Source organism: Arthrobacter sp. Z5-13, from assembly GCF_056499105.1.
In genome coordinates this window covers 1140463-1167114 of sequence record NZ_CP096460.1, presented here as the reverse complement: position 1 = coordinate 1167114, position 26652 = coordinate 1140463, and the positions used below count along the sequence as shown (strand labels likewise).

General features: G+C 63.1%; 21 protein-coding genes and 2 tRNA genes. 6 read left to right on the top strand and 17 right to left on the bottom strand.

The genetic code is table 11. The features are described 5' to 3' along the window. Nucleotides 1–18 precede the first annotated feature (18 nt). The 5 genes from M1E02_RS05505 to M1E02_RS05485 form a co-directional block, all read right to left on the bottom strand. The gene (locus M1E02_RS05505; RefSeq protein ID WP_479377138.1) at nt 19–882 is read right to left on the bottom strand and encodes an HpcH/HpaI aldolase/citrate lyase family protein; all 864 of its coding nucleotides are present in this window, start codon (nt 880–882) and stop codon (nt 19–21) included. A gap of 166 nt (nt 883–1048) precedes the next feature. Beyond that, nucleotides 1049–2752 (bottom strand): glycoside hydrolase family 13 protein, encoded by a 1704-nt coding sequence (locus M1E02_RS05500; protein ID WP_479377137.1) that lies wholly within the window; start codon nt 2750–2752, stop codon nt 1049–1051. 68 nt (nt 2753–2820) lie between these two features. Next, complete coding sequence (locus tag M1E02_RS05495) at nt 2821–3738, bottom strand: carbohydrate ABC transporter permease (protein WP_479377136.1); 918 nt, start codon at nt 3736–3738, stop codon at nt 2821–2823. Further along, the gene (locus tag M1E02_RS05490) at nt 3738–4697 is read right to left on the bottom strand and encodes a carbohydrate ABC transporter permease (protein WP_479377135.1); all 960 of its coding nucleotides are present in this window, start codon (nt 4695–4697) and stop codon (nt 3738–3740) included. Before M1E02_RS05490 ends, M1E02_RS05495 begins: the two co-directional genes overlap by 1 nt. 22 nt (nt 4698–4719) lie before the next feature. Further along, nucleotides 4720–6009 carry an ABC transporter substrate-binding protein gene (locus tag M1E02_RS05485; RefSeq protein ID WP_479377134.1) on the bottom strand — a complete coding sequence of 430 codons (1290 nt, stop codon included), beginning with the start codon at nt 6007–6009 and terminating at the stop codon, nt 4720–4722. 179 nt (nt 6010–6188) lie between these two features. Here M1E02_RS05485 and M1E02_RS05480 point away from each other — a divergent pair, with 179 nt between their 5' ends. Continuing rightward, nucleotides 6189–7394 carry an ROK family transcriptional regulator gene (locus tag M1E02_RS05480; RefSeq protein WP_479377133.1) on the top strand — a complete coding sequence of 402 codons (1206 nt, stop codon included), beginning with the start codon at nt 6189–6191 and terminating at the stop codon, nt 7392–7394. A gap of 17 nt (nt 7395–7411) precedes the next feature. Here the strand turns inward: M1E02_RS05480 and M1E02_RS05475 are convergent, their stop codons facing one another. Further along, entirely contained in the window at nt 7412–8071 is a 660-nt protein-coding gene (locus M1E02_RS05475; protein WP_479377132.1) for an SDR family oxidoreductase, read from the bottom strand. Nucleotides 8072–8118: 47 nt separating this feature from the next. Here M1E02_RS05475 and M1E02_RS05470 point away from each other — a divergent pair, with 47 nt between their 5' ends. After that, on the top strand, nt 8119–9288 hold the full coding sequence (locus M1E02_RS05470; RefSeq protein ID WP_479377131.1) for an RtcB family protein: 1170 nt from the start codon (nt 8119–8121) through the stop codon (nt 9286–9288). A 96-nt stretch (nt 9289–9384) separates the two neighbouring features. Continuing rightward, complete coding sequence (locus M1E02_RS05465; protein ID WP_479377130.1) at nt 9385–9738, top strand: MATH domain-containing protein; 354 nt, start codon at nt 9385–9387, stop codon at nt 9736–9738. 281 nt (nt 9739–10019) lie between these two features. Here M1E02_RS05465 and M1E02_RS05460 read toward each other — a convergent pair whose 3' ends face one another. The 7 genes from M1E02_RS05460 to M1E02_RS05430 form a co-directional block, all read right to left on the bottom strand. After that, nucleotides 10020–12575: a polynucleotide kinase-phosphatase gene (locus tag M1E02_RS05460; RefSeq protein ID WP_479377129.1), complete on the bottom strand. Its 2556-nt coding sequence runs from the start codon at nt 12573–12575 to the stop codon at nt 10020–10022. Continuing rightward, complete coding sequence (locus tag M1E02_RS05455; protein ID WP_479377128.1) at nt 12572–13993, bottom strand: 3' terminal RNA ribose 2'-O-methyltransferase Hen1; 1422 nt, start codon at nt 13991–13993, stop codon at nt 12572–12574. The genes M1E02_RS05460 and M1E02_RS05455 overlap by 4 nt, the downstream gene beginning before the upstream one ends. Before the next feature lie 50 nt (nt 13994–14043). Further along, the gene (locus M1E02_RS05450) at nt 14044–14718 is read right to left on the bottom strand and encodes an SGNH/GDSL hydrolase family protein (RefSeq protein WP_479377127.1); all 675 of its coding nucleotides are present in this window, start codon (nt 14716–14718) and stop codon (nt 14044–14046) included. Between the two features lie 118 nt (nt 14719–14836). Further along, nucleotides 14837–14910, bottom strand: a tRNA-Met gene (locus M1E02_RS05445). Between the two features lie 61 nt (nt 14911–14971). Further along, nucleotides 14972–15043 (bottom strand) — tRNA-Thr (locus M1E02_RS05440). Between the two features lie 214 nt (nt 15044–15257). Next, nucleotides 15258–17507: a DEAD/DEAH box helicase gene (locus tag M1E02_RS05435; protein ID WP_479377126.1), complete on the bottom strand. Its 2250-nt coding sequence runs from the start codon at nt 17505–17507 to the stop codon at nt 15258–15260. 421 nt (nt 17508–17928) lie between these two features. After that, complete coding sequence (locus M1E02_RS05430; RefSeq protein ID WP_479377125.1) at nt 17929–18582, bottom strand: MOSC domain-containing protein; 654 nt, start codon at nt 18580–18582, stop codon at nt 17929–17931. Between the two features lie 182 nt (nt 18583–18764). On the opposite strand from M1E02_RS05430, the gene M1E02_RS05425 reads away from it, so the two are divergent. From M1E02_RS05425 to M1E02_RS05415, 3 genes are read left to right on the top strand one after another with little or no spacing between them, the layout of a single operon-like run. Beyond that, nucleotides 18765–19484, top strand: a complete 720-nt coding sequence (locus M1E02_RS05425; protein ID WP_479377124.1) for a Tat pathway signal protein — start codon at nt 18765–18767, stop codon at nt 19482–19484. A 1-nt stretch (nt 19485) separates the two neighbouring features. Then, nucleotides 19486–20697: a glutathionylspermidine synthase family protein gene (locus tag M1E02_RS05420; RefSeq protein ID WP_479377123.1), complete on the top strand. Its 1212-nt coding sequence runs from the start codon at nt 19486–19488 to the stop codon at nt 20695–20697. Then, nucleotides 20694–22187, top strand: coding sequence for an APC family permease (locus M1E02_RS05415; RefSeq protein ID WP_479377122.1), 1494 nt, complete (start codon nt 20694–20696; stop codon nt 22185–22187). The genes M1E02_RS05420 and M1E02_RS05415 overlap by 4 nt, the downstream gene beginning before the upstream one ends. 13 nt (nt 22188–22200) lie before the next feature. Here M1E02_RS05415 and M1E02_RS05410 read toward each other — a convergent pair whose 3' ends face one another. The 4 genes from M1E02_RS05410 to M1E02_RS05395 all read right to left on the bottom strand — a co-directional run bounded on the left by M1E02_RS05410 (nt 22201) and on the right by M1E02_RS05395 (nt 26581). After that, nucleotides 22201–23382 carry a cystathionine gamma-synthase gene (locus M1E02_RS05410; protein ID WP_479377121.1) on the bottom strand — a complete coding sequence of 394 codons (1182 nt, stop codon included), beginning with the start codon at nt 23380–23382 and terminating at the stop codon, nt 22201–22203. Nucleotides 23383–23417: 35 nt separating this feature from the next. Beyond that, a complete protein-coding gene (locus tag M1E02_RS05405) occupies nt 23418–24803 on the bottom strand; it encodes a cystathionine beta-synthase (RefSeq protein WP_479377120.1) in 1386 nt (461 codons plus the stop codon). Nucleotides 24804–24879: 76 nt separating this feature from the next. Beyond that, complete coding sequence (locus tag M1E02_RS05400; protein WP_479377119.1) at nt 24880–25302, bottom strand: VOC family protein; 423 nt, start codon at nt 25300–25302, stop codon at nt 24880–24882. A gap of 133 nt (nt 25303–25435) precedes the next feature. After that, nucleotides 25436–26581, bottom strand: coding sequence for an epoxide hydrolase family protein (locus tag M1E02_RS05395; RefSeq protein ID WP_479377118.1), 1146 nt, complete (start codon nt 26579–26581; stop codon nt 25436–25438). Between the last annotated feature and the right edge of the window lie 71 nt (nt 26582–26652).

The window sequence follows — 26652 nt, the reverse complement described above, 5'->3', positions numbered from 1 at the left end:
TGATTGGCGTGCTGAGGGTCAGAGTGCCGGCTGCACGCCGAAGGCTGCGGCCAGCTTCATGATCTTTTCCGCCCGGCCAAGGCGTGGAAGATCGGATCCGTCCCGAATCACCCGGCCGTTGGCCTCAAAGTCCGCCATGAAGTCGGTGGCCCATGCGACGTCTGACGGCGTGGGGCTGATGACCTCGTTGATAACGCTCGTCTGGTCAATGGCGAGGCAGAGCTTGCCGGTCATGCCCATCATGACTGTGATGCCGGTCTGCTCACGCAGGATGGGATGATTGGTTCCCACCGTGGGTCCGTCGATAGGGCCCGGCAGGTTGCCGACCCGGCTGGCTACAACCAGTTTGGCACGGGGGTAGGCCATGGCCTCCGGAGTAGCGGCCATGCCGGTGTCGCGGCGGAAGTCGCCGGAACCGAAGGCCAGCCGGAAGGCGCCCTGGGCTTTGGCGATGTTGTTGGCTTCTTCAATGCCCACCGCTGATTCGACGAGGGGGATGACTGGAGTGTTGCCGTCCATGCGGTGGAAGCTCTCGGTGACCTGGTCTGCGGACTCGGTCTTTGCAAGCATCACACCCAGAAGCCCGGGGGTGCCGCGGAGTCCGGCGAGGTCTGCGGCCCAGAACGGGCTGGTGGCGTCGTTGATCCTGACCCAGGCCTTGCCGCCGGCTGTCAGCCATTCGATGATGTTCTGGCGGGCACGATCCTTCTGGGAAGGGTCAACGGCATCTTCGATATCAAGAATGATCGCGTCAGCGCGGGAGACAGCGGACTGCTGGAAAAGCTCCGTCTTCATGGCGTTGACTAGAAGCCAGGAACGGGCAATTTCAGCGGGGATTCTGCGTGTCGGCCGTAGTGTTTCGGCGGCGGTGGTAGACGTCATAGATCTACCGTATCCGGCCAGAGCGGTCTACGGCGAAGTAATGCGGCTACCTGTTGTGAACAATACGACCAATTATCCTCCACGAAAACGGGAGCATCCCGCCCGATAGGCCGGGAGAGGGCCCATCAGACAGGATGCATTGTCCCGAAAGTATTACTTCCGACTGTTAGCGCAACCAAACAGTGGTGTTTGCCGGCAACCGGCCGTCTTCCAGGGGCCCGCTGCTGACCAGAAGTTCCCCTGCGGGAAGCTCGAGAGGCTCGTCGCCGAAGTTTGTCACCACCTGCCAGCCGCCCGGGCGGGTAAAGTGCAGCACCTCGAGGCTGGCGCTTTCGAGCCAGGTCAGCTCCTCCGCAGCCTGCAGCTCCCGCCGCAGGCGCAGGGCCGCCCGGTAAAGCTCCAGCGTGGAGCCTTCCTGCCCGTCCTGGACCTCGACCGCGTATTCGCTGAACCAATGCGGCTGCGGAAGATGAGCACCGCCGTCGCCGAATCCGTAGGAAGTGCCCTCGGCAGTCCAGGGCAGCGGCACGCGGCAACCGTCCCGGCCAACCTCGACACCCTTGTTGCGGAAGAATGACGGGTCTTGGCGTTCGGAGTCGCGGATCTCCGGCACTTCCTGAAGCCCGAGCTCCTCGCCCTGGTAGAGGTAGGCGGAGCCCGGTAATGCCAGCATCAGCAGGGTCGCGGCCCGGGCACGGCGAAGGCCCATCTCACGGTCCAATTCCTCCTCCGGTGCCCCAGCGAGGAGCCACGCCTTGCCGTCCTGGCCCTTGCCGCGCTTGTTCGCGTCACGCGCTGCTTTGGGCAGGCCATAACGCGTGGCGTGCCGGACGACGTCGTGGTTGGAGAAAACCCAGGTGGACGAGGCACCGGTTGCGGCCGCTTCCTCGAGGTTCCGGGTGATGATCTCCCGGAACTCCTGCGCATCGAAATCAGCCTGCAGGAGGTCGAAGTTGAAGGCCTGGCCCAGGCCCTTCGGGCTGGCGTAGCGCGGACGGCGGCTTGCATGGACCCATGCCTCGGCGACGGCGGTGCGGGGCGGGTTGTACTCGTTGAAGACCTCGCGCCACTCGGCATAGATCTCATGGACCTCGTCACGGTCCCAGAAGGGGTGCGATCCGTCCAAAGTGCCGTCCTCGGTACCGATTTCGAGCTTGGACTGCAGCGGTTCAGTCAGGTCCTTGGTCAGGGCGTGCGCCACATCCACCCGGAACCCGTCCACGCCGCGGTCCGACCAGAAGCGGAGCGTCTTGAGGAAGTCATCGCGGACCTCCCGATTGGCCCAGTTCAGGTCCGGCTGCTCCTTGGCGAAGATGTGCATGTACCACTGCCCCGGGCTGCCGTCCGGTTCGGTAATGCGCTCCCAGGCGGGACCGCCGAAAACAGAGTCCCAGTCCGACGGCGGGAACTCGCCGTCGGGACCCTTACCGTCGCGGAAGATATAGCGGTCGCGAGCAGCAGAGCCTTTGGGCGACGCCAGTGCCTCCTGGAACCACGCGTGAAGATTGGATGAGTGATTCGGGACGATGTCCGCGATCAGCTTGATGCCGGCCGCGTGGAGCGCTGCTGACATCCCGGCGAAGTCTTCGAGGGTGCCCAGCTTCGGGTCGACGTCACGGTAATTGTTGACGTCGTAACCTCCATCGGCGAGCGCCGAGGGGTAGAACGGGCTGAGCCAGACGGCGTCGATACCCAACTTTTTGAGGTAAGGCACCTTGGCGGTGATGCCCCTGATATCGCCCAGGCCGTCCCCGTTGGAGTCAGAGAAGCTGCGCGGGTAGATCTGGTAAACGGAGGCCTGGCGCCACCAGTTGGGATCGGCTGCGAGGTCGGAATCGGACACGGTTGCCAGAGTGGCAGTGGTGGACAAGGGGATTTTCCTTTTCTGGTGTGTTTGTTTGATAGGTATTGAAGGATTGGTCGGCCTGGCTGACGGCCTTATTTGACTGCACCGCGCATTACTCCGGAGAGTACCCACCGCTGAGCCAGGATGTACACCACGAGGGTGGGCGCTATGGCCATGAGGTAGGAAGCGAAGGCGAGACTGTAGTCAGTGTTGAATTCGCCTTGGAAAAGCATCTGCACCACGGGGAGAGTCTGCAGCGCGGGATCGGCGATCATCATCTGCGGCAGCAGGAAGTCATTCCACGAGCCGAGGAAGGCGAAGATGCCCACAGTGGCGTTCATCGGGGCCAGCAGCGGAAAGATAATCTTCCGGAACACCTGCCATGTGGTGGCCCCGTCCATCCGCGCTGACTCCTCCAGCTCCACCGGGATGGAGCGGACAAACGCGATGTACAGGAGGGTGTTGAACGAAATGCCGCCCAGGACGTGCAGGAAGATCACTCCGCCTGGGTTGTCCAACCCCAGCATGGCCGTCTGCTTGATAAGCGGCAGGATGATGACGGGAAACGGTATGAACATGGCCGAAAGGAGATACACGAACGATCCGCGGAAAAACTTCCGGTGCCAGTTGCGCACGATTGCGTAAGCGACGAGCGAACTGGATGCCAGTGCACCAAGCACACTGAACACAGTAACAAACGCTGTGGACAGGAAGGCCTTTGGAAAGTTGGTAGCTACATAGGCCTCAGCGAAGTTGTTCCAGTTCATGGGCGAGGGCCACGCCAGGCCGGTACCGGTGCCGATCTGATCCGCTGACTTTAAGGCCATGGCGACGGTGAAGTAGAGCGGCAGCAGGATGGTCAGCGATGCCACAAGCATCAAGGCAGTCAGCCACCAGTTGACCTTGAAGCCTTCCCGGGACGAGCGGCGCAAAAGCGGCCGGTGAACAGGCGGCCGGCGCCGGTCATTTGCGGCGGAAGCGGAGTGGGGCAGTGCTGTTGATGCGGTCATTAGAGTGAGACCCCCCGGCGCTGGATGAGGCGCAATTGGATGACGGAGATGAGCAGGGTGATGAGGAAGTAGATGACGGCGTTGGCCATTTGGTAGGAGTAATCGCCTCCGGTGAAGCCCGAGAAGATCCGCATGGCCACCGACTGTGTCGCCATGCCCGGGCCGCCGCCCGTGAGCCCGACGATGATTTCGTACGTGCCCAGGAATCCCTTGAAGCCGAGGATCACGTTGATGACCAGGTACCCGAGGATCAGCGGCAGCGTTAGGTGGGTGAATTGGCGCCAGCTCCCGGCACCATCCAGGTCGGCTGCCTCGTAGACCTCGGACGGAACGCTTTGCAGGCCCGCCAAATAGATGATGGTGGCTCCAGGCGCCGCCTGCCACACGGTCACGAGCACGATGGCGATCCAGGCGAGGTTCTCGTTTGCCAGGATGCTGCTGGCCAGCGGTGTCAGCCCGAAGCGCTCGGCAAGGACAGGAAGGGTGTTGGAGAACAGGTAGTTGAACACGAACGAGACGATGAGGGCCGAGAGCACCATGGGAATGAAAAAGACGGTGCGGATGCCGGTGCGCCATTTGATGTTGGCATTCAGTCCGAGGGCGATGGCCAGCGAAACGATGTTGACCACAATTGTGGTGGTCAGCGCGAAGAAGAAGGTGAAGAGGTAGGACTGCAGAACCGCAGGGTCCTTGAAGATGTTGACGTAGTTGGTGAGGCCAATGAATTTCCAGTCACCGTAGCCCGCGTAATTGGTCAGGCTGAAGAAGACTCCCACGAGCGCTGGGAGGGTGATGAAGAAGGCGAATAGGGCCAGCACAGGAATCAGCATCCAGTAGAACGTTGGATCGACTTTGTCCCTGGTCAGCCTGAGTTGTGGGGAACCCGCGGGTGGAGAGCCAGCGCTCGCGGTGTGGCGGGTTGACGGCGTTGCCTGTCCCACCGGGGAAGTTGTGGTCATTTCTTGCTCCTGAAGGTGGGGGTCAGACGGCGGTGCGTTCAGCAACGCGGCGCCACTCGGCGTCGAGGTCCCTGAGGAACTGCCCGGCGTTGCTGTTGTACACGAAGGATTGGATGTAATTTCCCAACGGGACCGACGGCGGGAAGTACGTGCCTGCCCCCTGGTAGTAGCGCCCCTCAGCGACATAGGGAGCCAGGCCGCTGATCTGCGGGTTACCCCCAGCAGGAGCGTCCAGGAGGGGTGAGAATGCTGCGTTCTTTTCGTTGAAGGTGTTCACCACCGACGGCTCCAGGAGGTAGTTCACGAACCTTTCCGCCGCTGCCCGGTTGGGTGTGTTCCGGGTGATGGACAAGGCCATATCAACGTTGACGCGGGCTTTGGTGTCGGCGGGATTGCTGGTGGCAGGCAGCGGGAAGGTACCCAGCCGGATGTCTTTGTTGGCTTTGACCAGTTCGGACAGCGCCCAGGGCCCTTGGAGGTACATGGCTGCCTGTCCCCTGCCGAAAGCCGCGTTGCCGTCTGCGTAGTTTTTGCTTGAGGCCCCGGTCTGGGTGAACGCGGTGAGCTGCAGGATCTTGGGGAGGGCCGGGCCGAAGTTGCTGGAGAAGGACTCGGCAGCATCTTCCCGGATGTCGGCGCCCTTGGCGTAGAGACTGGCGAAGAAGTCCTCCACGTCCACAGTCCCCCCGGTGACGTAGTCGAAAGCACCCTGCTGAAGGGTCCAGGTGTCCTTGAACGTTCCGTAAATCGGGGTAATTCCTGCCGCACGGAAGGTTTCGCAGGCGGCCAGGAACTCATCCCACGTCGCCGGCACAGCCACCCCGTACTGAGCGAAGATTTCCCGGTTGTAAATCACCCCTGCCCCGGCGAGGGAGAACGGAATGGCGCTGGTTTCGCCTTTGTACTGGCCCCACGAATTCACCAGGGCCTGGACCTTGGGATCGATTGTGGCGGCGGACGGCAAACCGGAAAGGTCCGTAAAAACGCCCTTCCGGGTGAAGTCTGCAGTGGTCTGGGCAAAACCGCGTGTCACGACGTCGGGCGGATCATTCCGGACCAGCGAGGGTACAAAGTTGCCTTCGTTGAAGTCCTGAACCACGTGGATATCGGGATTTAGAGCTTCAAAGTCCTTGATGACCTCGTTGAAGTAGGACACGACTTCGGGTTTGTTCTGCATGAATCGCAGCTGGGTGACGCCCTTCGGCTGCGTCTGTGACGACGTTGCGCAACCTGAAAGGGGCAGGAGCGCGGCGGCGCAGGATAAGCCTGCCGCCTTCAGCAGCAAACGGCGGGTGGGCAGGGCGGCATTCATAGCTCACATCCGCCCTGGCTGCGGCCAGGGACGTGCTGAGGAATTTTCACTGTTGCTCCTTTGCAAAAGGGCCGGGGGTTCGCTGATGACGAACTTCATGAGCGGAACGGTATTTATATAGGTTCTAAATTTAGTTCCTCACGTATTATGTGAGCAGAACCACAGGGAGGTCAAGAGGAATGTCTGAAATTACGGCTGCGACGCCTCAGTTGCTGCGGAGGGTGAATGCCGAGGCCATATTGCTGGTGATGCGTTCCACCACGGCAGTCACCGTGACGGAGCTCATCGAGGCAACCGGCCTGACCCGGGCTACAGTGATTGCCGTGTGCGAAGACCTTGCGCAGCGTGGCTGGGTGCGAGAGCTTCCCAACCAGCGCGATTTCGGCGGATACCAGAAGGGACGCCCGGCGCGGCGGTTCGAACTCAACCAGCGCGCGGGTTACGTGCTCGGAGTGGACGTGGGCGTAGCAAAGACGACAGTGGTGGTAGCTGATTTACGCGGCACGCTGCAGGGCCGTGCGAGCCAGCCCTTCCGGTCAGCCGAGATCCCGGCAACTGAAAGGATCGAAGTCATTGACCGTACGGCCATCGCCGCCCTGGAGGACGCCGGAGCATCTCCTCAGGACGTCATGTCAGTCTGCGTTGGCATCGCCGCTCCCGTTGACCGCAATGGGGATGTCCTGGTCACCCAGAGCTTTTGGGGAATGTTCGACGTCGGGCTTCGCTCTGCGCTGACGGACCTGCACGATTGGAACGTCCTGCTGGAGAATGACGCCAATCTTGCGGCTCTGGGCGAACGCTGGCGCGGATCGGCCGTTGGCGTCGACGACGTCGTGGTGATTCTCGCCAGTGAACGCTTTGGCTCCGGGGTCATCGAAGACGGCAGGCTGCTCCGGGGATCCGGAGGTGGTTTCGGCGAGATGGCCTATCTGGACCTGGTGGAAGGCGTCGGCGATCCGTTCGGCATCGCCTCACTGGCACGTCGGTGGGCCGCGGAAGCCCTCGCTGGCCCGGCCAAGACAACTTTGCGTCCGTCAGCACCGGGCACGGAGGTGGAGGCAGAGGATGTTTTTGCGGCCGCCGCGGCCGGCGACGCCGTCGCCCTGGCTATCCTCGACCGTCTGTCCGACCGCGTGGCGCGGGTGATCGCGACAGTTGCCACCATGGTGAACCCCGAACTTGTGGTGATCGGTGGTGGCGTTGCCAAGTCCGCCGGCGTCCTCTTGGAGTCAGTGGCAGAACGCCTCCCCAAGCTGACGGCCACGCCGCCGCGTCTGGCCGCCTCGCCCCTCGGCGATGCCATCGTCACCGTGGGGGCAGTGCGCCGTGCCTTGGACCATGTTGAAGCCAATTGGCTTGAACTGGAACCTGCATCATCATCCTGACCGCGGGCTGTTAGCGCTCAGTACACCGCCTGCAGTGCGGCTGCTATGGGCAATGAACCGTCCCGGAACTCGATGGTGTGTCCGGCCGTCTCCGGAAGGCCCAGGACGGCCGCGGCCACCAGTGCCACGTTTGCCCGGGAGGTAGCGGTGCCCGTTGAGGTGTCTGCCGGGTTGACGTCGATGAGGCCATTGCCCGGACCATCGGTGAGGGTACCCGGGCCCAGGATGGTCCATTGGAGGCCGGTCCCCCGCAGGTATTCATCCGCAGCGGCCTTCGCGTCGGCGTAGGGGAAAAAGCCGTTGTCCTCCGGTATGCCGTGTCCGGGCCCAGCGCCCAGGTACGAGACCATGATGTACCGTCCTACTTCTGCCGCAGCCGCCGCATCCATCGAGCGGATGGCGGCGTCCCTGTCCACCGCATAGGTGCGCGCCGGATTGCCGCCTCCAGCGCCCGCCGACCAGACCACAGCATCGTGGTTCTGCAGGGCGACGGCGAGCTCCGCCGTCGTCGAGTTTTCAACGTCAAGGACCGACGGCGTTGCGCCCGTCGCGGCTACATCGTCCAGGTGGTCCGGGTTGCGGATGTAGGACGTGACGCCCTGCCCCTGCGCGGAGAGAATGGTGGAGAGCTGCAAGGCCACTTTGCCGTGGCCGCCGATGATGGCTATACGCGTCATGCACTCATTGTGCCTCAGGCAGACGCTTGGGAAGGGAAGGAGCAGTGATGCAGCAGGTCAATGCGAAGTACATGAACTTCGCGTCCATCATCGACAAGGCCACACTGGAGCAGAACCTGAAGACGTCCTCCATGCCGTTTATCTGGCCGCACCTTGCCTCCATGCCGGACGCGCACCTTGGGAAGGGTGCAGCCGTGGGGTCAGTGATCCCGACAGTCGCCGCAATCATCCCCGCCGCCGTCGGCGTGGACATCGGCTGCGGGATGATCGCGGTCCGCACACAATTCAGCCTCCCGTACCTGGACCGCAAAGACCGGAAGGCACTGCGGGTGGCCATTGAACAGGCCATCCCCTTGTCCGCGGGAAAAAACAACCGGAGACTGACCGAAAGCGCCGCAGCAAGGGCCAAGGTCCTCGAGTCCGATGCCCGGAACGCAGGGTTCAATCCGGCCACCTATCTGGAGAACTGGGACCTACAGCTCGGGACCCTCGGATCCGGAAACCACTTCATCGAAGTTTCCCTGGACCAGGACGATCAGGTGTGGCTGTTCCTGCATTCCGGCTCGCGGGGCGTGGGAAACAGAATCGCGCAACGCCACATCAGCGTGGCCCAGGACTACTGCCGGCGGCGGTCCATCTCGGTGCCGGACAGGGACCTCGCCTATCTGGAGGAGGGAACACCGGAGTTCAGCCGGTACATCGCCGAGCTGATGTGGGCCCAAAAGTTCGCCCTGCTGAACCGTGAGGAGATGATGGACCGGGTTGTCCACGCCATGGCCAACTGGATGGGGCAACCCGTGGTGGAGGAGGACCGCATCAACTGTCATCACAACTACACCAGCAGGGAACGCCACTTCGGGAAGGAAGTGTGGCTGTCCCGCAAGGGGGCTATCGATGCCTCGCCCGGCAGACCCGGCCTCATCCCCGGTTCCATGGGCACGAGATCCTACGTTGTGGAGGGGAAGGGATTCGCGCCTTCCCTGAATTCAGCCCCGCACGGTGCCGGACGGGAGTATTCGCGAACCGCGGCGCGGAAAACGTTCTCACGGGAGGAACTGCGCAAGGCCATGAAAGGCATCGAGTACCGGGACACCGACGCCTTCATCGACGAAATCCCCGCCGCCTACAAGGACATCGACATCGTCATGCAGGACGCCAAGGACCTCGTGGCGGTGAAGGCAACGCTGCGCCAGATCATCAACGTGAAGGGTGACTAGTCCGGGGGTGCTGTTTGGCCGCCCGTGGGTTGGGGTACGTGAACGGTGCAGCGGTAGTACGCTGCGCCGATTCCCAGGAGATTCTTAGGAGACTGCATGAACTACTCGGCCAGCCCCAACGAAAAAGCAATCACCGCTGGTGAACTGAACCGCACCCATGTCGGTCACACCATCAGCTTCCAGTCGAACGACTTCACGGTGGTCTTTGGGCGGATCGCGGGGATTGCAAGAACTGACGCCCAGGTCTATCTGTCCCTGGATGGTGTCTCGGGCGGCACGCATCTGAAGGACGAGTACGACCTCCCTGTCGGCCAGGAGGTCTACCTGCAGCTGGATCCCCTGAGCGGGGCAGGAAAGGCTCTCTCAGACGCGGAGAAGACCATCAAGGACAAGCTGGACGACATCGTTCGGAACCTTCGGGACCGGGAGCAAAAGACCGGATCCGAGTAAGCCCGCGGGGAAATCATCGTGCACCCGACCATGGGTTTCCATCCGGTCCCTGCAGTGCCTGCCGACAATTAATGCGCATGCCTCGTTTCACATGGAGAGGCCGCGGGTATGGGCTTGGTACCACCGATGAACTAAGTCATGGGGTCTCAGTCGGTGGAAGGCGGCTCGTTATGTCAAAACGGGGGTGACGAGCCGCCGCCTCAAACCCCTGTTGGGGCTCCCGGACGGCCCGGCCCCCAAGCGCCATTGACAGCAGGCTCCGCCCCCCACGAGGGATACCCTCACAGCCGTGGGTCTACTGGCTCGGATTCCATTGCGAGGACACCGAATACGGCCTGGTGCACCCGCCAAAGAGGCTCGTTGGCCACGAACCGCTCGATGGACTCGACGCCGAGCGCGTACTCCCGGAGGGCCATCGAGCGTTTGTGTCCGATGTCCCGGTCGCGGAGACGCACCAGGTTCGCGGGATCGAGGTAGTCCGGTCCGTAGATAATCCGCAGGTACTCGGCCCCGCGCACCTTGATGCCGGGCTGCGCGAGCGATCTGGTTCCCCGCACGAGGCCCGCCACTGGCTTCACGACCATGCCCTCGCCGCCAGCCTCCGTAAGTTCTTCCCACCAGATCGTCGCCGCGGCCTCAGACTCCGCCGATGACAGATCGACCTCGATGCGTTGGGTCCGGCGGATCAGCTTCTGGTCGGCATCAGCGAGTCGGTCGGCGACGGCGAGGTGCCAGGCGTGATCCTGCCCCAAGTGGCTGGTTCCTTCTGAAGCAAGCAACTGGAACGGTGCTAGCTGCACACCGTCGAGCCCCGACACGTGCTGGCTGTAGCGCCGGTACGAGTTGCGGTAGCCGGCGGCGTTGGACGCGCGACGGTTCGTTCGGCTGAGCAGGTCGGCGACATCGACTCCGCGTCCGGTTGCTGTCTGCAGTATCCGTGAGGCGGCAGGAAGGGCGGATGTAGCCGCCGCTGCCACGCTCGCATACTGCTCTCGGATCATTGCTCCCGCCTTAAGTGACCAGGGCAGGAGCTCGGAGTCGAACAGGAGCCAGGATGTGTCGAGTTCGGACCAGAGCCCTACCGTCTCGACCGCTCTGTCGAGGCGCGACAGGAAATCATGGGTCGTTGGTTCGTCGAAAAACGGCCGGCCGGTGCGGGTATGCACTGCTCCCCGCCATCCCTCGGCCGCGCCGAATCTGGAGGCGTCTCGCGTCAGGAGGACGACCGCCCGCGAGCCCATGTGCTTCTCCTCACAGATCAACCGATCGAGGCCCTCGCGTCGGTAAGCCTCGAACGCTTCGGCCGGATGCTCCAGGACGCCGTCCTGCTTCGACGCTGGGGGCGGGCTCATCGTCGGAGGCAGGTACACCAGGCGCCGAGGGTCCGTTGCAAATCGGCTCATAACTTCGAGCGCGCCGGCGGCGTTGTCCTCGCGGATGCCCACCTTGCCGAATGATCGTGTCTCGACGATCTGCTTGCCGAGGACGTCGTCGATCCTGAGGAGGCCAGGGGTACGCGTCGTGGCTCCCGGGGATTGGTCGCCGCTCGAGCCTCGCCCTCCCAGTGGCGCTGTCGGCTCGTACCAAACCTTCTCAGCCGGCACTTGGACAACTTCTTTCTCGGGGTAGCGGAGAGCGCTGAGCTTGCCACCGAACACGCACCCGGTGTCGAGGCACATGGTTCCGTTAACCCACTCAGCCTCGAGAGTCGGGACGTGACCATAGAGGACCGTTGCCTTTCCGCGGTAGTCCTCGGCCCACGGCAGCCGGACCGGCAGCCCATACTCGTCGGTCTCTCCTGTTGTGTCTCCGAACAGCGCAAAATCGCGCACGCGCCGAGACGCCCTCCCGTGGTATCTCTCTATCAGACCCGCGTGCGCGACGACCAGCCAACCGTCGTCGAGGACGAGGTGTGACACCAAATCCCGGCAGAAGTCCAGGACCTCCCGGCGGAAATTCTCGGTTTCGCCTGACAGTTGGGCAAGCGTCTCGGCGAGGCCGTGGCTCGCTTGGACCTTCTTTCCCTCGAGAGCGCGCACGAGCTTCCCCTCGTGGTTGCCCGGCACAGCCAGGGCGTGACCGGCAGCAACCATGCCCATCACGAGGCGCAGCACGCCCGGAGTATCGGGGCCACGGTCGACGAGATCGCCCAGGAAGATTGCTCGGCGCCCCTCCGGGTGAATGGCGTCAAACGGGCGCCCCTCCACATCTCGAAGGAGTTCGTAGCCGAGCTTGCCCAGCAGTGCCTCGAGCTCGGACCGGCAGCCGTGGACGTCACCGATGGCATCGAACGGACCGGTCTCACCCCGGCGGTCGTTGAGTAGCGGCTCGCGAACAAACTCAGCTGCTGCAATATCTTCGAGCCCGCACAGCACGTGGACCCGACGGAAGCCCTCCTTGCCCAGGTGCTTAAGGGACCGTCGGAGCTGGTCGTGCTGACGCTTCACGACGGACGCGCCGAATGTGCGGTCCGCCCGCGCGGCGTTCCGCTCGACGCAAACACCTTGCGGCACGTCGAGCACAACGGCGACGGGGAGCACATCGTGCTCGCGAGCGAGGGCCACGAGCGAGCGCCGGGCGTCAGGCTGGACATTCGTGGCGTCAACGACGGTTAGAAGTCCGGCGTCGAGACGTTTCCCCGCGACGAACCGGAGTGCCTCGAAGGCTGCGGCAGTCGCAGCCTGGTCGTTCTCATCGTTCGACACCAGCCCACGGAAGAAATCGCTCGAGAGGGTCTCGAACCGCCCGAAGTGACTAGCGGCAAACGTCGATTTGCCGGAGCCGGAGGCTCCGACAAGCACGACGAGCGACATATCGGGAAGGGGAAGGCGCGTCATCCGTCGGTGGCCTTTCGGAATAGGGCGAGCTGGGCTGGGGAGCCGCGATCAACGTCGACGTCGCCGACGGTGCGGTACTCGACGGAGTAACCGTGGCGCAGGGCCACGCCGTCCGCCCAAGCTGCGAACTCGGCGCGTGACCACTCGAAGCGGTGATCGGGGTGCCGGAAGGCGCCAGCGGCAAGCGACTCGAACAGAGCGTTGTAGTCATCGTTAGGCGTCGTCACTACGACAGCACTTGGTGAGGCGGCGCCGAAAACCGACGCCTCAAGTGCCGGGAGGCGCTCCGGGTCGACGTGCTCGACGACCTCCATCAGCACGATCGCATCCAGGCCGGCGAGGCGATCGTCCTGGTACGTCACCGACGACTGCACCAGCTGGACTCGCTCGCGCTGGCGATCGCTCGCGTCCCGCAGGTTGAGGGCTCGGGCCGCGCGCGCGAGCACACTTGCTGAGACGTCTGATCCAATGATCTGCGTGAAGGAAGAATCCGCGACGAGGCGCTTCAGAAGGACGCCCTCGCCACAGCCGACGTCGGCGACCGAATGTGCACCCACGTCGCGAAGTGCTGCGAGCACCGCCTCTGCGCGCTTCGGGGCGAGCGGCGCCGGGCGCGACTCACTGCTTTGGCCCATCTGGTGGTCTGCCGGGATATTGTCGAGGTCGCTCAATCGGGCATCAGCGGCCAGCAGTTCCGTTGCAGTGTCAACCATGGATCGCTGATGCGCGAGGTAGCGGCGTGTGATCAGCTCGCGCTCCGGGTGATCAGGCAACCAGCCCTCCCCCGCGCGGAGGAGCTTTCCAACCTCATCGTCGGAAACCCAGTAGTGCTTAGCGTCGTCGAGGACGGGCAGCAGAACGTACAGGTGCCGGAGTGCGTCGCTCAGCCGGACATTCCCGCGCAGCACGAGGTCGACATACACGGAGTCGCCCCACTCCGGAAACTCGGGATCCAGGGGGATCGGCGTCTCGTCGACGACCCAGCCCAGAGGTTCGAACAGGCGGGTGACCAGACCTGCGGTATCGCGTCCCCTGGCGGGCACGGCCGCTACGGCGATCTCAAGTGGCAGCGCGGCGGCGGCAAGCTCGGGGAACGACTCGCTTGTCCCGTTCATGGCTGTACGGAACACCTGCCCTAGCGCAACAGCGACCATGGAGGAGGACGCGTAGGGGCGGTCGTTTACGTAACGGGTGAGAGTGGCAGCATCGCTTCCCTTGAAGTTCTTGTTGCGGACCAATCCAATGGGATCCACCTCCAGGAGCATAGCCACGGTGCATTTCTCGTCAGAGGCCTCAGGGTAGAAAACGTGCGCAGTGCCGACACTAAGCGGAAAAGACTGGGCGCGATCAGGATGCTTGCGAAGCAGGTGGCTCAGGTTGGACGCGGCGGGCGCGGTCGAGGTGACGGTGACGAGCACAGGATTCCTTCGATCGGCAAATTATATGGCGGCGTATCCGCATCCTACTTCTAAAAGGTCTGAGGCTTCGCCCAGGCCCGGCGCAGCAGGTCCGCGACGACGGGCGCGAGCGCGCGGCCGAGGGTCTCGTGCTGGTCTGCATCCAAATGCACTCCGTCGACCGTGCTGCAAGTGGTGACGGAGTTGGCGTCGAAGTACGCGCAGCCCGTGTCCTCGCTCACCTGACGGATCGCTTCGGCCAGGCCGCGCGAAGCGACATCCCCGCCGGCGAACTTCGGGCCGATAGGGCCGCGAGGGTCATCGAGCTGCGGCGGCGCGATGAGGAGGATAGGCGGCACCGGCATCCCCGGCTCGATCGGGGCGGTGCGCACGGCGTTGACGACCGCGGCCAGCCCCGTCGCCGAGTGCCAAGGAGTGTGCGGGTGCATCGACTGGAAGTCGTTCGTGCCGAGCAGCAGGATGACGAGGTCGAGGGGCGACTGCGCTTCGATAACTTGTTGGATGCCGGCGAGTGCGTTGCGCCCCGGTTTGTACGGGTCGTCGAAAACGGTGCGGCGGCCGTTGAGGCAGTCCTCAGTGACGCGGATCCGCTCGCCGCCGACGTTGATGGCGTTGTGCATCACACCGGGCCACCGCGAGTGGAACGGGAGCCGCTGCCGACTCCCGGGAACAATCCCCCACGTGAGCGAGTCGGAGTACACGAGAACGTGCTTTGTCTGGTCCATTTTGGCCCTTCCAGGTCAGTCGTCTACTCGGATGGTCCGCCGGGAATCTGCTTTTCCGTTGGATCCGGTACTTAAACAGAAGCAGGCCAGAGGCTTTGCCTCTGGCCTGCGGATTCTGTAGCGGTGGGGAGGCTCGATCTCCCGACCTCACGATTATGAGTCGTGCGCTCTAACCAACTGAGCTACACCGCCACGAATGAGAAAAACCTGCACCAAGCCGGTCAAAACCGCCTTGACACAGGCCCTCATTCAGAGCCCCCCACCGGAATCGATCCGGTGACCTCGTTCTTACCAAGAACGCGCTCTACCACTGAGCTAGGGGGGCAACGAGTAAATACTCTACCGGACATTCCCCCCACCAACAAATCGAGGAAGGGAAGGAGTGAAAGGCCCGGATTCAGCCGATCCTGCGGCAATTGAAGGGCCGGGAAGCCGCCACAACAGCGTGATGATTGGCACCTGAATGAGGTGACTCGCAGCACTTAAAAAGAACGGGCCGGCCTGTAAAAGACCGGCCCGTTCTCAGGAACTAACTGGGCTTACCATTTGCCCTTGCGGTTGAAGTCGCGCTGTCCGCCTTCGTTGCCGTGGCGGGGCTTGCGTGAGCCGTCACCGTGACCGGCGAAGCGGGAGTCGTTGGACTGTCCGCGGCTGGCTCCGCTGTCGGCTCCTACGCTGCGTTCGGTGCGCTCGCTATACGTGCGTCCACCTCGGTCAGCAGAGGAACGCTCGCCACCGGCGTAACCGCCGCGGTCGCCGTCGTTCTTCCGGAATTCCTTCTTGAACCCGCCGTTGCCCTTGAAGTTGCCACGGTCCCCACCGGAGTAACCGCCGCGGTCGCCGCCACGGTTGCCCTGGTAGCCGCCACGCTCGCCGCCACCGGACGGCTTGCGCCCGTTGTCCAGCTCGAGGTGGATCAGCTCGCCGCCAATCCGCGTGCGGGACAGGGCGCGCAGCTGATCGGCGCTCAGGTCTGCCGGGAGCTCCACGAGGGAGTGGTCCGAGCGGATGTCGATGCCACCGATCTGGGCCGAGGAGATGCCACCTTCGTTGGCAATGGCGCCAACGATGGAACCCGGCATAACGCGCTGACGGCGTCCGACGGCGATCCGGTAGGTGGCGTTGCCCTCGGTGAGCGTGCGGGTGGGGCCACGTGAGCCGAAGCCGTCCTTGGCGCGTTCGCGCTTCTGGAATTCAGGAGCAGCAGGCAGTTCCTTGACCAGGAGCGGCTGTCCGCCCTGAGCCATAACGGCCAGTGCTGCAGCGATCTCGGCGGCGGGAACGTTGTGCTCTTCCTCGTAGGAGGAAATGAGGTCGCGGAAGGCCGAAACGTCCTGCGATGCCAGGGTTTCCGTGATCTTTTCTGCAAACTTGCCAAGGCGCAGGGTGTTCACAGTTTCGGCAGTAGGCAGGTGCATCTGCTCCACCGGCTGGCGCGTGGCCTTCTCGATGGAACGCAGCAGGTACTTCTCCCGCGGTGTCATGAACAGGATCGCGTCACCCGAGCGGCCTGCACGGCCGGTGCGGCCGATGCGGTGCACGTAGGACTCAGTGTCATGCGGGATGTCGTAGTTGATGACGTGGCTGATGCGTTCCACGTCAAGACCACGGGCAGCAACATCGGTGGCAACCAGGATGTCGATGCGGCCTTCCTTCAGCGCCTCAACAGTGCGTTCGCGCTGCTGCTGCGGGATGTCGCCGTTGATGGCGGCAGCCTGGAAACCGCGGGACTTCAGCTTGTCGGCGAGGTCCTCGGTAGCCATCTTGGTGCGCACGAAGGCGATGACGCCGTCGAACTCTTCAACCTCAAGGATGCGGGTCAGCGCATCGAGCTTGTGCGGGCCCATGACCTGCAGGTAGCGCTGCTTGGTATTGGCACCCGTGGTGGTCTTGGACTTCACCGAGATCTCGGCCGGGTTGTTCAGGTACTGCTTGGACATCCGGCGGATCTGGCTCGGCATGGTGGCGGAGAACAGTGCCACCTGGCGGTCCGAAGGAGTCTGCTGGAAGATCTGCTCAACGTCTTCAGCGAAGCCCATGCGGAGCATCTCGTCAGCCTCATCCAGCACGAGGTACTGGAGTTCTGAGAGGTCCAGGGAACCCTTGGCGATGTGGTCGATGACACGGCCCGGGGTACCGACAACAACCTGGGCACCCCGGCGCAGGCCGGCCAGCTGGGGACCGTAAGCGGAGCCACCGTAAACGGGCAGGACGGTGAAGTCCTCGATGTGCTTGGCGTAGGAGGTGAAAGCCTCAGCAACCTGCAGTGCAAGCTCGCGGGTGGGAGCCAGGACCAGGGCCTGCGTCTTGCGGGACGGGCCGTTGAGGTCGTGGAGCTCGGCCAGGCGGGAAAGTGCCGGTACTGCGAATGCTGCAGTCTTACCGGTTCCGGTCTGGGCCAGGCCCACGACGTCGCGGCCTTCGAGCAGCAGCGGGATGGTTGCTGCCTGGATGGGGGAAGGCTTCTCGTACCCGACGTCCTGCAGCGCGGCAAGGACGCGGGGGTCGATGCCGAGGTCAACGAAGCGGATGCCTTCGGCTTCGGTGTCGGCGTCTCCTGCGGAGGAGTCAGCCTTCGGGGCCTCTTCGCGGGCGGCTTCCGCAGCAGGCGCAGCTTCTACGGGAGCGGCTTCAACAGCAGGCGCAGCTTCAACAGCAGGCGCAGCCTCTACGGGAGCAGCTTCAACGAAGACCGGGGTGGAGTCAGCCGGTGCGGCTGCTTCGGGAGTTTCGACGCCGGCAACGATCTCGGTGTTCGCTTCGAAGGGGTCGTTCTGATTTTCGGGCATAGGGAAGAATTCCTCATCCATAGGGGGCCAGGCGGCACAACCCGAGGGTGAGCGGAGCCGCAGTACATGTGCCGTGGATGCCGGGCATACTTTGACCGGCCGGTCACGTAGAAGTCCGGCGCTTTCGCAATCCCGTGGCAGGACTTCCCGCTGCATCTCTTGGCTGCTATCCCAGCAGTCTGTACAGCGTTTTCTTTAGCCGGCTCTCCCTATGAAAATGCCCGCAATCACATTGTCGGGCCCCAACACTTGCCAGTCCTGCCTCAAAAATTGGGCAAGAATAAGGGATTTCCGGAGTGGGGGATGTTTCAAGTGTAGGCTACAGTGCCCAACTCAGGGAAATCGGGAGGCCGACGGCGGCAGTGACCTTGCGCACACAGGGCGCCTCTCGACCTCCCGGCGACCTCGACGGCGGCCCAGTCTAGCCGTGAAGCCGGCGCTCCAGCCTGGCAAAAGCCTCCTGGAACTCCGGCTGCAAGCGGATCTCGCCGTCGGCGTCGGCGTCCCGCAACGCCTCCATGTCCTCAACAGTCGGTTCACTGAACCACTTGCCGATGGTCACTCCATGGGTGGGCACGTAAAGCTTGTGGATGTGGTCCCCTGCCCTGATGGTTCCGGTCCGGAGGACGCGCAGGTATGTCCCCACCTTTCCGGCTTCCGCAAAGCGCTTGACCCACTGGGCCTCGTTCATGCGGCGTTGGAAGGTGGCGCAAGGTGTCCGCGGGGACGTTACTTCCACCTCGACGTCGAGCCCGATTTTCCAGCGTTCGCCAATGACAGCGCCGGTGGTTTCAATGCCTGCGACGCGCAGGTTTTCGCCGAAGATCCCTGGCGGAAGATCCCGCTGCAGCTGATCTGTCCAGTAATCTGCGTCATCTTGCGAGTAGGCGTAGAGGGCCTGGTCCTCGCCGCCGTGGTGGACACGGCTTGCCTGAATATCGGCATGGAGGCCGAGTTTGTGGACCTTGACCGGGCCTGTCACGGGCCGCTTATCGATGGCGGTGACTCCCACGCTCCCCTCGTCCTGGAGGAGCTGATGTACGCGGCAGACTGCAAGCACGGCGGCGGTGTTCATGGCAACAGTCTAGGTTCTCCCGCCAGCGGCCTGCGTGTCGGCTGGGGATGGGTCCTTCTCCCCCAGAAACTGTTAGCCGACGCCGTTTGCAACGGCTAGGCTGATTCCAGGATTGTCACTCCGGCGTTAGACCATGCCCGCAGTGCGCCAACGGAGTCAGCATGGACAAGCAAGGGGGACCCATGAACCCGAATCAGGATAAGAACCGGGACGAAAACAATCGCCAGCCGGGGCAATCACCGTCAGGAGAACGACGGCGGGAGGAACCACAGCGGGATCCCTCCGGGACCCCGGGTGCGGATGAGCGCGCCCCCGGCCAGCCGGACTGGAAAACTTCGCCTTCGGACTTCTCTCCGGAACCGTCAGGATCCAAGGCTCCGCCCTTCCAGGTGCCCAAGCCAGATCTTCACCCGGAGCTCCTGAATCCTCAGAAACCCCCGGCTCAACAACAGCCTCAGGACGGCCCACCTCCACTGGTCGATCCCTTTGCCCGGGAGCGGGAGCGGGAACTGGCTGCCCGGAAGAAGCGATCGCAGCGCCGCACCGTCGTCGTCGGCCTCGGCGTTACCGCTCTCCTGGCCGGAACCATCACCGCGATCGTGGCGAGCAACGCTGACGAGGCGGACTACGCGCAGGTTTGTTTTGACGAGGCAACGGGCGAACGGGTGGAAGACACCCAGTGCAACAGCAGCGCAGGCCGGAGCGGCGGAGTCTACGCGTGGTACTTCTATTCCCGCGGCGCCAATGTTCCGTCACTGGGCCAGAACCGTTCCAGCTATCCCAATTTCACCAAAACCATCCCCCAGGGTGCGAAGGCTTCCACCGGCTACAGCACCAAGGGCGGCACTGTCAGCAGGGGCGGCTTCGGCAGCAGCTCCAAGGGTGGAAGTACGGGCGGATAGCGTGAAGAGACTTACCTCGACTCCCCGCCCCGGCTGGAAAGAGAAGATCCAGGAGCAGGGACTGGTTTTCTCCACCACCACCATGCCGGACGGCAAAAAGATCGAATACTGGAACGAAGCCGCCTACTACGAGTTCACCATGGACGAGGTGGAAACCCTCGAAAAGACGGCCGAGGACCTCCACGTGATGTGCCTCGAGGCCGCGAAGTACCTCGCCACCGGAGCCATGGGACCCATCGGCATCGGGCCACAGGCGCTGGAACTGGCGGCCGAATCCCTGCAGGCCGGCGACACGGACATCTATGGGCGCTTTGACGTCATCTATGACGGCCAGGGTGGCGCCGCCAAAATGCTGGAGTACAACGCTGATACCCCTACCGGCCTCATTGAGGCTGCGGTGGCCCAATGGTTCTGGCTGCAGGACGTCCATCCCGAAAAGGACCAGTGGAACGGCATCCACGAGGCCCTCATCCGGCAGTGGAAAAAGCTCCAGTACCGGACGGGCATGAGCACGCTCCATGTTGCGCACTCTGAGGCAGAGGAATCCGGGGAAGACTGGATGACAGCTGCTTACATGCGTGACGTGGCAGGCCAGGCCGGGTGGACCACGATCGGCATCAACATGTCCGATATCGGCTGGGACCCGAATCTCAACCGTTTTGTGGACCTGGACAACTTCATGATCAGCACCATCTTCAAGCTCTACCCCTGGGAGCTGATGATGAAGGAGCCGTTTGGCCATAGGCTCCTGCAACGTGCCCATAACCCCCGCTGGGTGGAGCCCGCCTGGAAGATGCTCCTCTCCAACAAAGCGCTCCTGGCCGCGCTCTGGCACCTGTATCCGGAACACCCCAACCTGCTTCCGGCGTACCTGAACGATCCCGGGCCACTCAAGGAATGGGTGGCCAAGCCTTTGCACGGGCGCGAAGGGGACAACATCCGTATCAACGCGCCCGGCATCAACCTTGAGATGCCCGGCGGATATGGCCGGGAAGGCTGGTGCTACCAGCAGTACCACCCGCTCCCTGACTTTGACGGCAACCATCCGGTGCTGGGGCTTTGGGTGGTGGATGGAGAATCCGTGGGCTGCGGCATCCGCGAATCCGACGGACCCATCACCGATTACTTCTGCCGTTTTGTACCCAACACCATTGACGCGCCTGCTCCCCTCTCAACACAGGCACAATCCAGCAAGGCAGGTATTGCACTATGAGCACTGAGACGACGACGCCGGGAGTCACCCCTTCGCCCGTTCCCTCCAAAGGGTTGCGGGCCGGGATCCTGGACCTCGGCGACTCCGTCATGCTGGGCCTCGCCTCTACCGCACCGGTGTATTCGCTGGCGGCCACCCTGGGGCTGATTGTGGCGGTCAACGGCAACTACACTCCCCTGATCCTGCTCCTGGGCTTCATTCCCGTGTTGTTCATCGCGTATGCCTTCCGCGAACTCAACAGCGCCATGCCAGACTGCGGCACCACCTTCATCTGGGCACGCCGGACATTCGGTCCGTGGGCTGGCTGGCTGGGCGGATGGGGCGTCGCTTTGGCGGGCATCGTAGTGCTGGCCAACCTCGCCCAGGTGGCGGGCCAATATGTCTGGCTGCTCGTCGGTGACGGGTCCTTGGCGGAGAACAGCCTCCTGGTCACTGCCACCGGCGTGCTTTTCATCGCCCTCATGACCCTGGTGAACTACCGCGGCATCCGACTCGGTGAACACGTCCAGCGTGTCCTGACATACGTCCAGTACATCTCGCTGGGCATCTTCGTGGTGGCCCTGGTGTTCAGGATTGCGGGCGGGGCTCCGGAGGGTCAGGCGTTCGATATTGAATGGTTCAACCCGATGGGCGCTTTTGCAGATCCCGGGGCTGTGGTGCACGGCGCACTCCTGGCCCTCTTCATCTACTGGGGCTGGGACACCTGCCTGGCTGTTAATGAGGAAACCGAGAACCCCACCAAAACCCCCGGCCGCGGAGCCGTCATCTCCGCTTTCCTGCTGGTGGCCATCTACGTTTCCGTGGCGCTCCTTGTGATGCTGTACGCCACCGTGGGCACGGAGGGAATCGGCCTGGGTAACGCCGAAAACCAGGACGACGTGTTTGTGGCCATGAAGGATGTTGTCCTGGGTCCCTGGGGCTGGCTCATCGTGGTGGCCGTGCTCGCCTCGGTGCTCTCCTCAACCCAAACCACCATCCTGCCCACCGCCAGGGGAACCCTCTCCATGGGAGTCCATGGAGCTCTCCCGGCCAGGTTCGGCCAGGTCCACCCCAGGAACCAGACCCCGGGGTTCTCCACCACTGTGATGGGCGTGGCGGCCGTTGCCTATTACGTAGCCATGAGCATCGTCAGCGAAAACCTGCTGTCTGATTCCATCAGCTCCATCAGCCTCTTCATTGCCTTTTACTATGCGCTGACTGGTTTTGCGTGTTTCTGGTTCTTCCGCGGGACACTGCGCGAGTCAGCCAGGAACCTGTGGTTCCGTGGCATCCTGCCTTTGCTCGGTGCCCTGATGCTGACAGCGGCCTTCTTCATCTCCGCCGTCCAGATGTGGGACCCCGCCTACGGTGACACGGAGATCTTCGGGGTGGGCGGCGCGTTTGTGAGCGGGGTGCTCCTGTTGGCACTCGGCGTGGTCCTGGCCGTAGTGTGCCGGTTTGCTCCGGCCACCCGTGGTTACTTCGTCAGCAAGCAACCCGCTCTACGCTAGCCGCCGGTCCGGGTCAGCCGCCGGTCCGGCCGTTGGAAATGAACGAGAAGGCATGATCCAGGTCCGCGATCAGATCCTCCACGTCCTCTATGCCGCATGACAGCCGGATGAGGTTCTCGGGAACAGCCAGTTCCGTGCCTTTCACCGAGGCGTGGGTCATCTCGGCCGGATAGTTCATGAGGGACTCGATCCCGCCAAGGGACTCCGCCAGGGTAAAGACCGAAGTGGACTCGGCAACCTTCCTGGCCGCGGCCTCTCCTTCCTTGAACTGCACAGAGACCATCCCGCCGAACTTTTTCATCTGTTTCCGGGCGAGTTCGTGTCCCGGGTGTGACGGCAGGCCCGGGTACAGCACGGCCTCCACCTCGGGGCGTTCCAGCAGCCATTCCGCCACTGCCTGGGCGTTCTCGCTGTGACGGTCCATACGCACGCCCAGGGTCTTAAGCCCGCGGGTGGTCAGGAAGGCGTCCATCGGACCGGAAACGGCTCCGACGGCGAACTGCACAAAGCCGATCTTCTCAGCCAGCTCCTGATCCTTGACCACCAGGGCACCGCCCACCACATCCGAGTGGCCGCCGATGTATTTGGTGGTGGAGTGAACCACGACGTCGGCACCGAAGGCGAGCGGGTTCTGCAGGTAGGGGGACGCGAAGGTGTTGTCCACCACGAGGAGGGCCCCGGCGTCGTGCGCTATGTCGGCGAGCGCAGCCATGTCGGTGATCTTCATGAGTGGGTTGGAGGGCGTTTCAACCCAGACAAACCTTGTTCTGTTGCCCGTAACAGCCTCCCTCACGGAATCGAGGTTGGCCATGTCTACAGGTGTGTTCCCGATACCCCAGTCGCCCAGGATGCCGTTGATCAGGCGGTACGTGCCCCCGTAGGCGTCATTGCCGAGCACAATGTGGTCACCTGGCCGGGTAAGAGCCCGGATGAGGGAGTCTTCCGCAGCAAGGCCTGAACCGAAGGAAAAGGCTGCCGTGCCACCTTCAACGGCAGCAAGCTGCTCCTGGAGGGAATCGCGGGTGGGGTTGGCGCCGCGGCCGTATTCATAACCGTCCCGGAGCCCGCCGATCCCGTCCTGAGCGTAGGTGGAGCTGAAGTGCAGCGGTGGAACCACGGCGCCGGTGCGGGGTTCGAAGGCCTGGCCGGCGTGGACGGCGCGGGTGTTGAAGCCGGCGGATTCTGGGACGGGCATGATGCTCCTTGTATCGTTGCTGAGTGGGGAGGCGGTCAGTGGCTGAGGTAGGCCAGAAGGTCGTGGCGGGTGAGGATTCCCACCGGTGCCCCGACGAACGTCACCATCACGGTATCGACGTCGGAAAGCAGCTCGCGGGCGGCGGAAATGGTTTCGAGCGAGCCGATGACGGGCAGCTTGTCCCCCATGTGCTCGGCGATCTTGTCCGTCAGCTTGGCTTCCCCGCGGAATAATTTGGCAGTCAGCGAGCGTTCATCGACGGCGCCCAGCACCTCACCCATGACCACCGGTGGCTCCTGCGACAGGACGGGGATATGGCTGACGCCGAACTCGTTCATGATGTTGATGACGTCGCGGACGCTCTCATTCGGGTGGATGTGCACCAGGTCAGGCAGCTCCCCCGTTTTGGATTTGAGCACCTCTCCCACTGAGGTTTCTTCCCCGCCGGACAGGAAGCCGTAGGAGCGCATCCACTGGTCGTTGAAGATCTTGGCGAGGTAACCGCGGCCCGAGTCCGGCAGGATGACCACCACTACAGCGCTCTCCGGCAGCTCCCGGGCAGTCTTCAGCGCCGCGACCACGGCCATACCCGATGATCCTCCCACCAGGAGACCTTCCTCCCGGGCCAGGCGCCTGGTCATGGCAAAGGAGTCCCCGTCGGTGACAGCTATGACGTTATCGGGGACGGCTTTGTCGTAGTTGGCGGGCCACATGTCCTCGCCCACGCCCTCGACGAAGTATGGCCGGCCGGTTCCGCCTGAGTAGACCGAGCCGGCGGGGTCCGCTCCGATGATCCTGACCTGGCCGCCGTCGGACTCGGGACGGTCAGCCGAAACCTCCTTGAGATACCGCCCGGTGCCCGTGATGGTGCCCCCGGTTCCGGCGCCGATCACCACATGCGTGACCTTGCCGTCCGTGTCCTGCCAGATCTCCGGTCCGGTGGTCAGGTAGTGGCTGCCCGGGGCTGCCGGATTGGAGAACTGGTCCGGCTTGTAGGCGCCGGGGATCTCGGACACGAGCCGGTCAGAGACGCTGTAGTAGCTCTGTGGGCTGTCAGGCGCGACGGCGGTGGGAGTGACTACAACCTCCGCACCGTAGGCCTGGAGGACTGCGCGCTTATCCTCTCCCACCTTGTCCGGCACCACGAAAATGCACTTGTAGCCCTTTTGCTGGGCTACGAGTGCCAGTCCGACTCCGGTGTTCCCGGAGGTTGGTTCCACGATGGTTCCGCCAGGCTTGAGCTTGCCGCTGCGCTCGGCATCCTCAATCATCTTCGCCGCGATGCGGTCCTTGATGGAGCCGCCGGGGTTCAGGTACTCGAGTTTGACCAGGACGGTAGCCCTGATGCCTTCGGTGACGTGGTTCAGTTTGATCAGCGGGGTGTTGCCGATGAGGTCCAGGATGGACTGGGCATACTTCATAGGTACAAAGTTACCGCTAGTCCCGCGCGTGGCCTTGGTCGGCCACACCTCCCTCTGCCGGGCCCGGCTCTGATCCCTAGCCGGCCGGCCGCTGCTCCGCAGCTGCGCTCTGTTCACTCGGCGAGGCGTTCTGCCACAGCCCCATCAGATTCCCTTCGCTGTCCCGGAAGTACGCCGCAAAGCCCATGTCCATTACGGGCTGCTTGGGGGAAACCACTGTCCCGCCAAGGTCCGCTATTTTGGCCAGGGAGGCGTCGATATCTTCCACATCCACGGTGATGACGGGGACCGTGAGCTCCCCCTCCTTCTTGAACATTCCGCCGTTGATGGAGCCTGGTTCTTTTGGCAGGCCCTGTTCATCGGAGGGGGTTGTCATCACCATGTTGTAGTCCATATCCGGCACCGGACTGATGTCCCAGCCGAAGGCGGAACTATAGAAGTCCCGGGCACGGTCCTGGTTCTCGGTGGGGATTTCGAAATGCACAACTTTTCCAGCCATGTGATTCACCTGACAATTCGAAAAGGCCTGGCACGGGCGGTCCGCGCCACAGGCAAATTCTAGTCTCGGGGCCCTTTCCAGGTAAGCGGTGGGAGGGCCCTGTTCGCGGGCCCCCGCCCCTCCTGGTGATCAGCTATTTTGCGGCCGGCACAGCCACTTTGCTGTAGAAGGTGTGGATGTCTTCGGCCAGGGCCTGCGGCGACTCGTGGGCTGCGTGGTGGCCGTGTTCCGGGTAGACGGTCCAGGCGGCAATGTTGCTGTGGTCCCGCTGAGCGAAGCGCCGGATCGACTGGAAGTCCCTGCCGCCAGCGGCCAGGGCAATGGGCACCGTGGTTGGTCCTTCCGGGTGTTCCTGCGTCTTGGCCATCTCGTAGTAGAACCGTACGGACGAAGCCATGGTCCGCGTAAACCAGTAGATGGCGACGTTGGCCACAACGAAATCGTCATCCAGATCTTCGCCAAGGAGTTGGCTGTTCCAGCCGAGAAGGCCTGCCGGTGAGTCAGCCAGTGCGTGAGCGAGCGTCTGCGGTGACTGGGATTGCAACTGGTTGAAAGCACCCATGTTCTCCCAGAACCACTTCAGGTGCTCGATCGCGGCCGCCTCCTCGGGAGTCAGATCGGCAAATTCGGCGGGATCTCCGCTGGGGAAGGAAAAGAGCTGAGTGACGTGCACACCGATGACATGCGCGGGATCGAGGCGCCCCACCTCCGGGGAGATGATGGAGCCGGCGTCGTTTCCAACGGCTCCGTACCGTTCGTATCCGAGCCGGCCCATCAGTTCAACCCAGGCCCTGGCAACGCGGTATTGGTCCCATCCCCGTTCCTTTGTGGGCCCTGAGAAGCCAAAACCCGGAGTGGATGGAACCACAACGTCATAGCCCGCCGCCACGAGGGGGTCGATGATGTCCAGGTATTCAAGAATCGAACCTGGCCAGCCGTGGGTAAGGATGAGCCCCGTTGCATCCGTTTTGCCGCTCCTGACGTGGAGGAAGTGGATATTCTGGCCGTCGATCTCGGTGGTGAACTGGGGATAGCTGTTCAGCCGCGCCTCGAAGCCGCGCCAGTCGAAGGTCTTGCGCCAATGGGCCAGGAGGTGCTGAACGCGGGCAACCGGAACTCCATAGTCTGCGCCGGAGCCGGGGAGCTCGTCCGCCCAGAGTGTTCTGTCCAGCCTGGTGTGGAGATCGTCAAGCTCAGACTGGGGAACGTTTACCTTGAACGGGTGAATGTAGTTGTCATGTTGGGGCGCCATTTCCGGGCGGGTTGCTTCCATTTCCATGGCGTTCTCCTTGGCAGGATCTTTCTGGCTTCCGAAACGGAATGCTTTGTTCCGTTGCTGCAACTGTAACG

What these genes read in the sequence shown, in the direction of transcription:
- M1E02_RS05505 (WP_479377138.1), bottom strand. Translation starts at nt 882, where the DNA reads ATGACGTCTACCACCGCCGCCGAAACACTACGGCCGACACGCAGAATC.
- M1E02_RS05495 (WP_479377136.1), bottom strand. Translation starts at nt 3,738, where the DNA reads ATGACCGCATCAACAGCACTGCCCCACTCCGCTTCCGCCGCAAATGAC.
- M1E02_RS05490 (WP_479377135.1), bottom strand. Translation starts at nt 4,697, where the DNA reads ATGACCACAACTTCCCCGGTGGGACAGGCAACGCCGTCAACCCGCCAC.
- M1E02_RS05485 (WP_479377134.1), bottom strand. Translation starts at nt 6,009, where the DNA reads ATGAATGCCGCCCTGCCCACCCGCCGTTTGCTGCTGAAGGCGGCAGGC.
- M1E02_RS05480 (WP_479377133.1), top strand. Translation starts at nt 6,189, where the DNA reads ATGTCTGAAATTACGGCTGCGACGCCTCAGTTGCTGCGGAGGGTGAAT.
- M1E02_RS05475 (WP_479377132.1), bottom strand. Translation starts at nt 8,071, where the DNA reads ATGACGCGTATAGCCATCATCGGCGGCCACGGCAAAGTGGCCTTGCAG.
- M1E02_RS05470 (WP_479377131.1), top strand. Translation starts at nt 8,119, where the DNA reads ATGCAGCAGGTCAATGCGAAGTACATGAACTTCGCGTCCATCATCGAC.
- M1E02_RS05465 (WP_479377130.1), top strand. Translation starts at nt 9,385, where the DNA reads ATGAACTACTCGGCCAGCCCCAACGAAAAAGCAATCACCGCTGGTGAA.
- M1E02_RS05460 (WP_479377129.1), bottom strand. Translation starts at nt 12,575, where the DNA reads ATGACGCGCCTTCCCCTTCCCGATATGTCGCTCGTCGTGCTTGTCGGA.
- M1E02_RS05450 (WP_479377127.1), bottom strand. Translation starts at nt 14,718, where the DNA reads ATGGACCAGACAAAGCACGTTCTCGTGTACTCCGACTCGCTCACGTGG.
- M1E02_RS05435 (WP_479377126.1), bottom strand. Translation starts at nt 17,507, where the DNA reads ATGCCCGAAAATCAGAACGACCCCTTCGAAGCGAACACCGAGATCGTT.
- M1E02_RS05430 (WP_479377125.1), bottom strand. Translation starts at nt 18,582, where the DNA reads ATGAACACCGCCGCCGTGCTTGCAGTCTGCCGCGTACATCAGCTCCTC.
- M1E02_RS05425 (WP_479377124.1), top strand. Translation starts at nt 18,765, where the DNA reads ATGAACCCGAATCAGGATAAGAACCGGGACGAAAACAATCGCCAGCCG.
- M1E02_RS05415 (WP_479377122.1), top strand. Translation starts at nt 20,694, where the DNA reads ATGAGCACTGAGACGACGACGCCGGGAGTCACCCCTTCGCCCGTTCCC.
- M1E02_RS05410 (WP_479377121.1), bottom strand. Translation starts at nt 23,382, where the DNA reads ATGCCCGTCCCAGAATCCGCCGGCTTCAACACCCGCGCCGTCCACGCC.
- M1E02_RS05405 (WP_479377120.1), bottom strand. Translation starts at nt 24,803, where the DNA reads ATGAAGTATGCCCAGTCCATCCTGGACCTCATCGGCAACACCCCGCTG.
- M1E02_RS05400 (WP_479377119.1), bottom strand. Translation starts at nt 25,302, where the DNA reads ATGGCTGGAAAAGTTGTGCATTTCGAAATCCCCACCGAGAACCAGGAC.
- M1E02_RS05395 (WP_479377118.1), bottom strand. Translation starts at nt 26,581, where the DNA reads ATGGAAATGGAAGCAACCCGCCCGGAAATGGCGCCCCAACATGACAAC.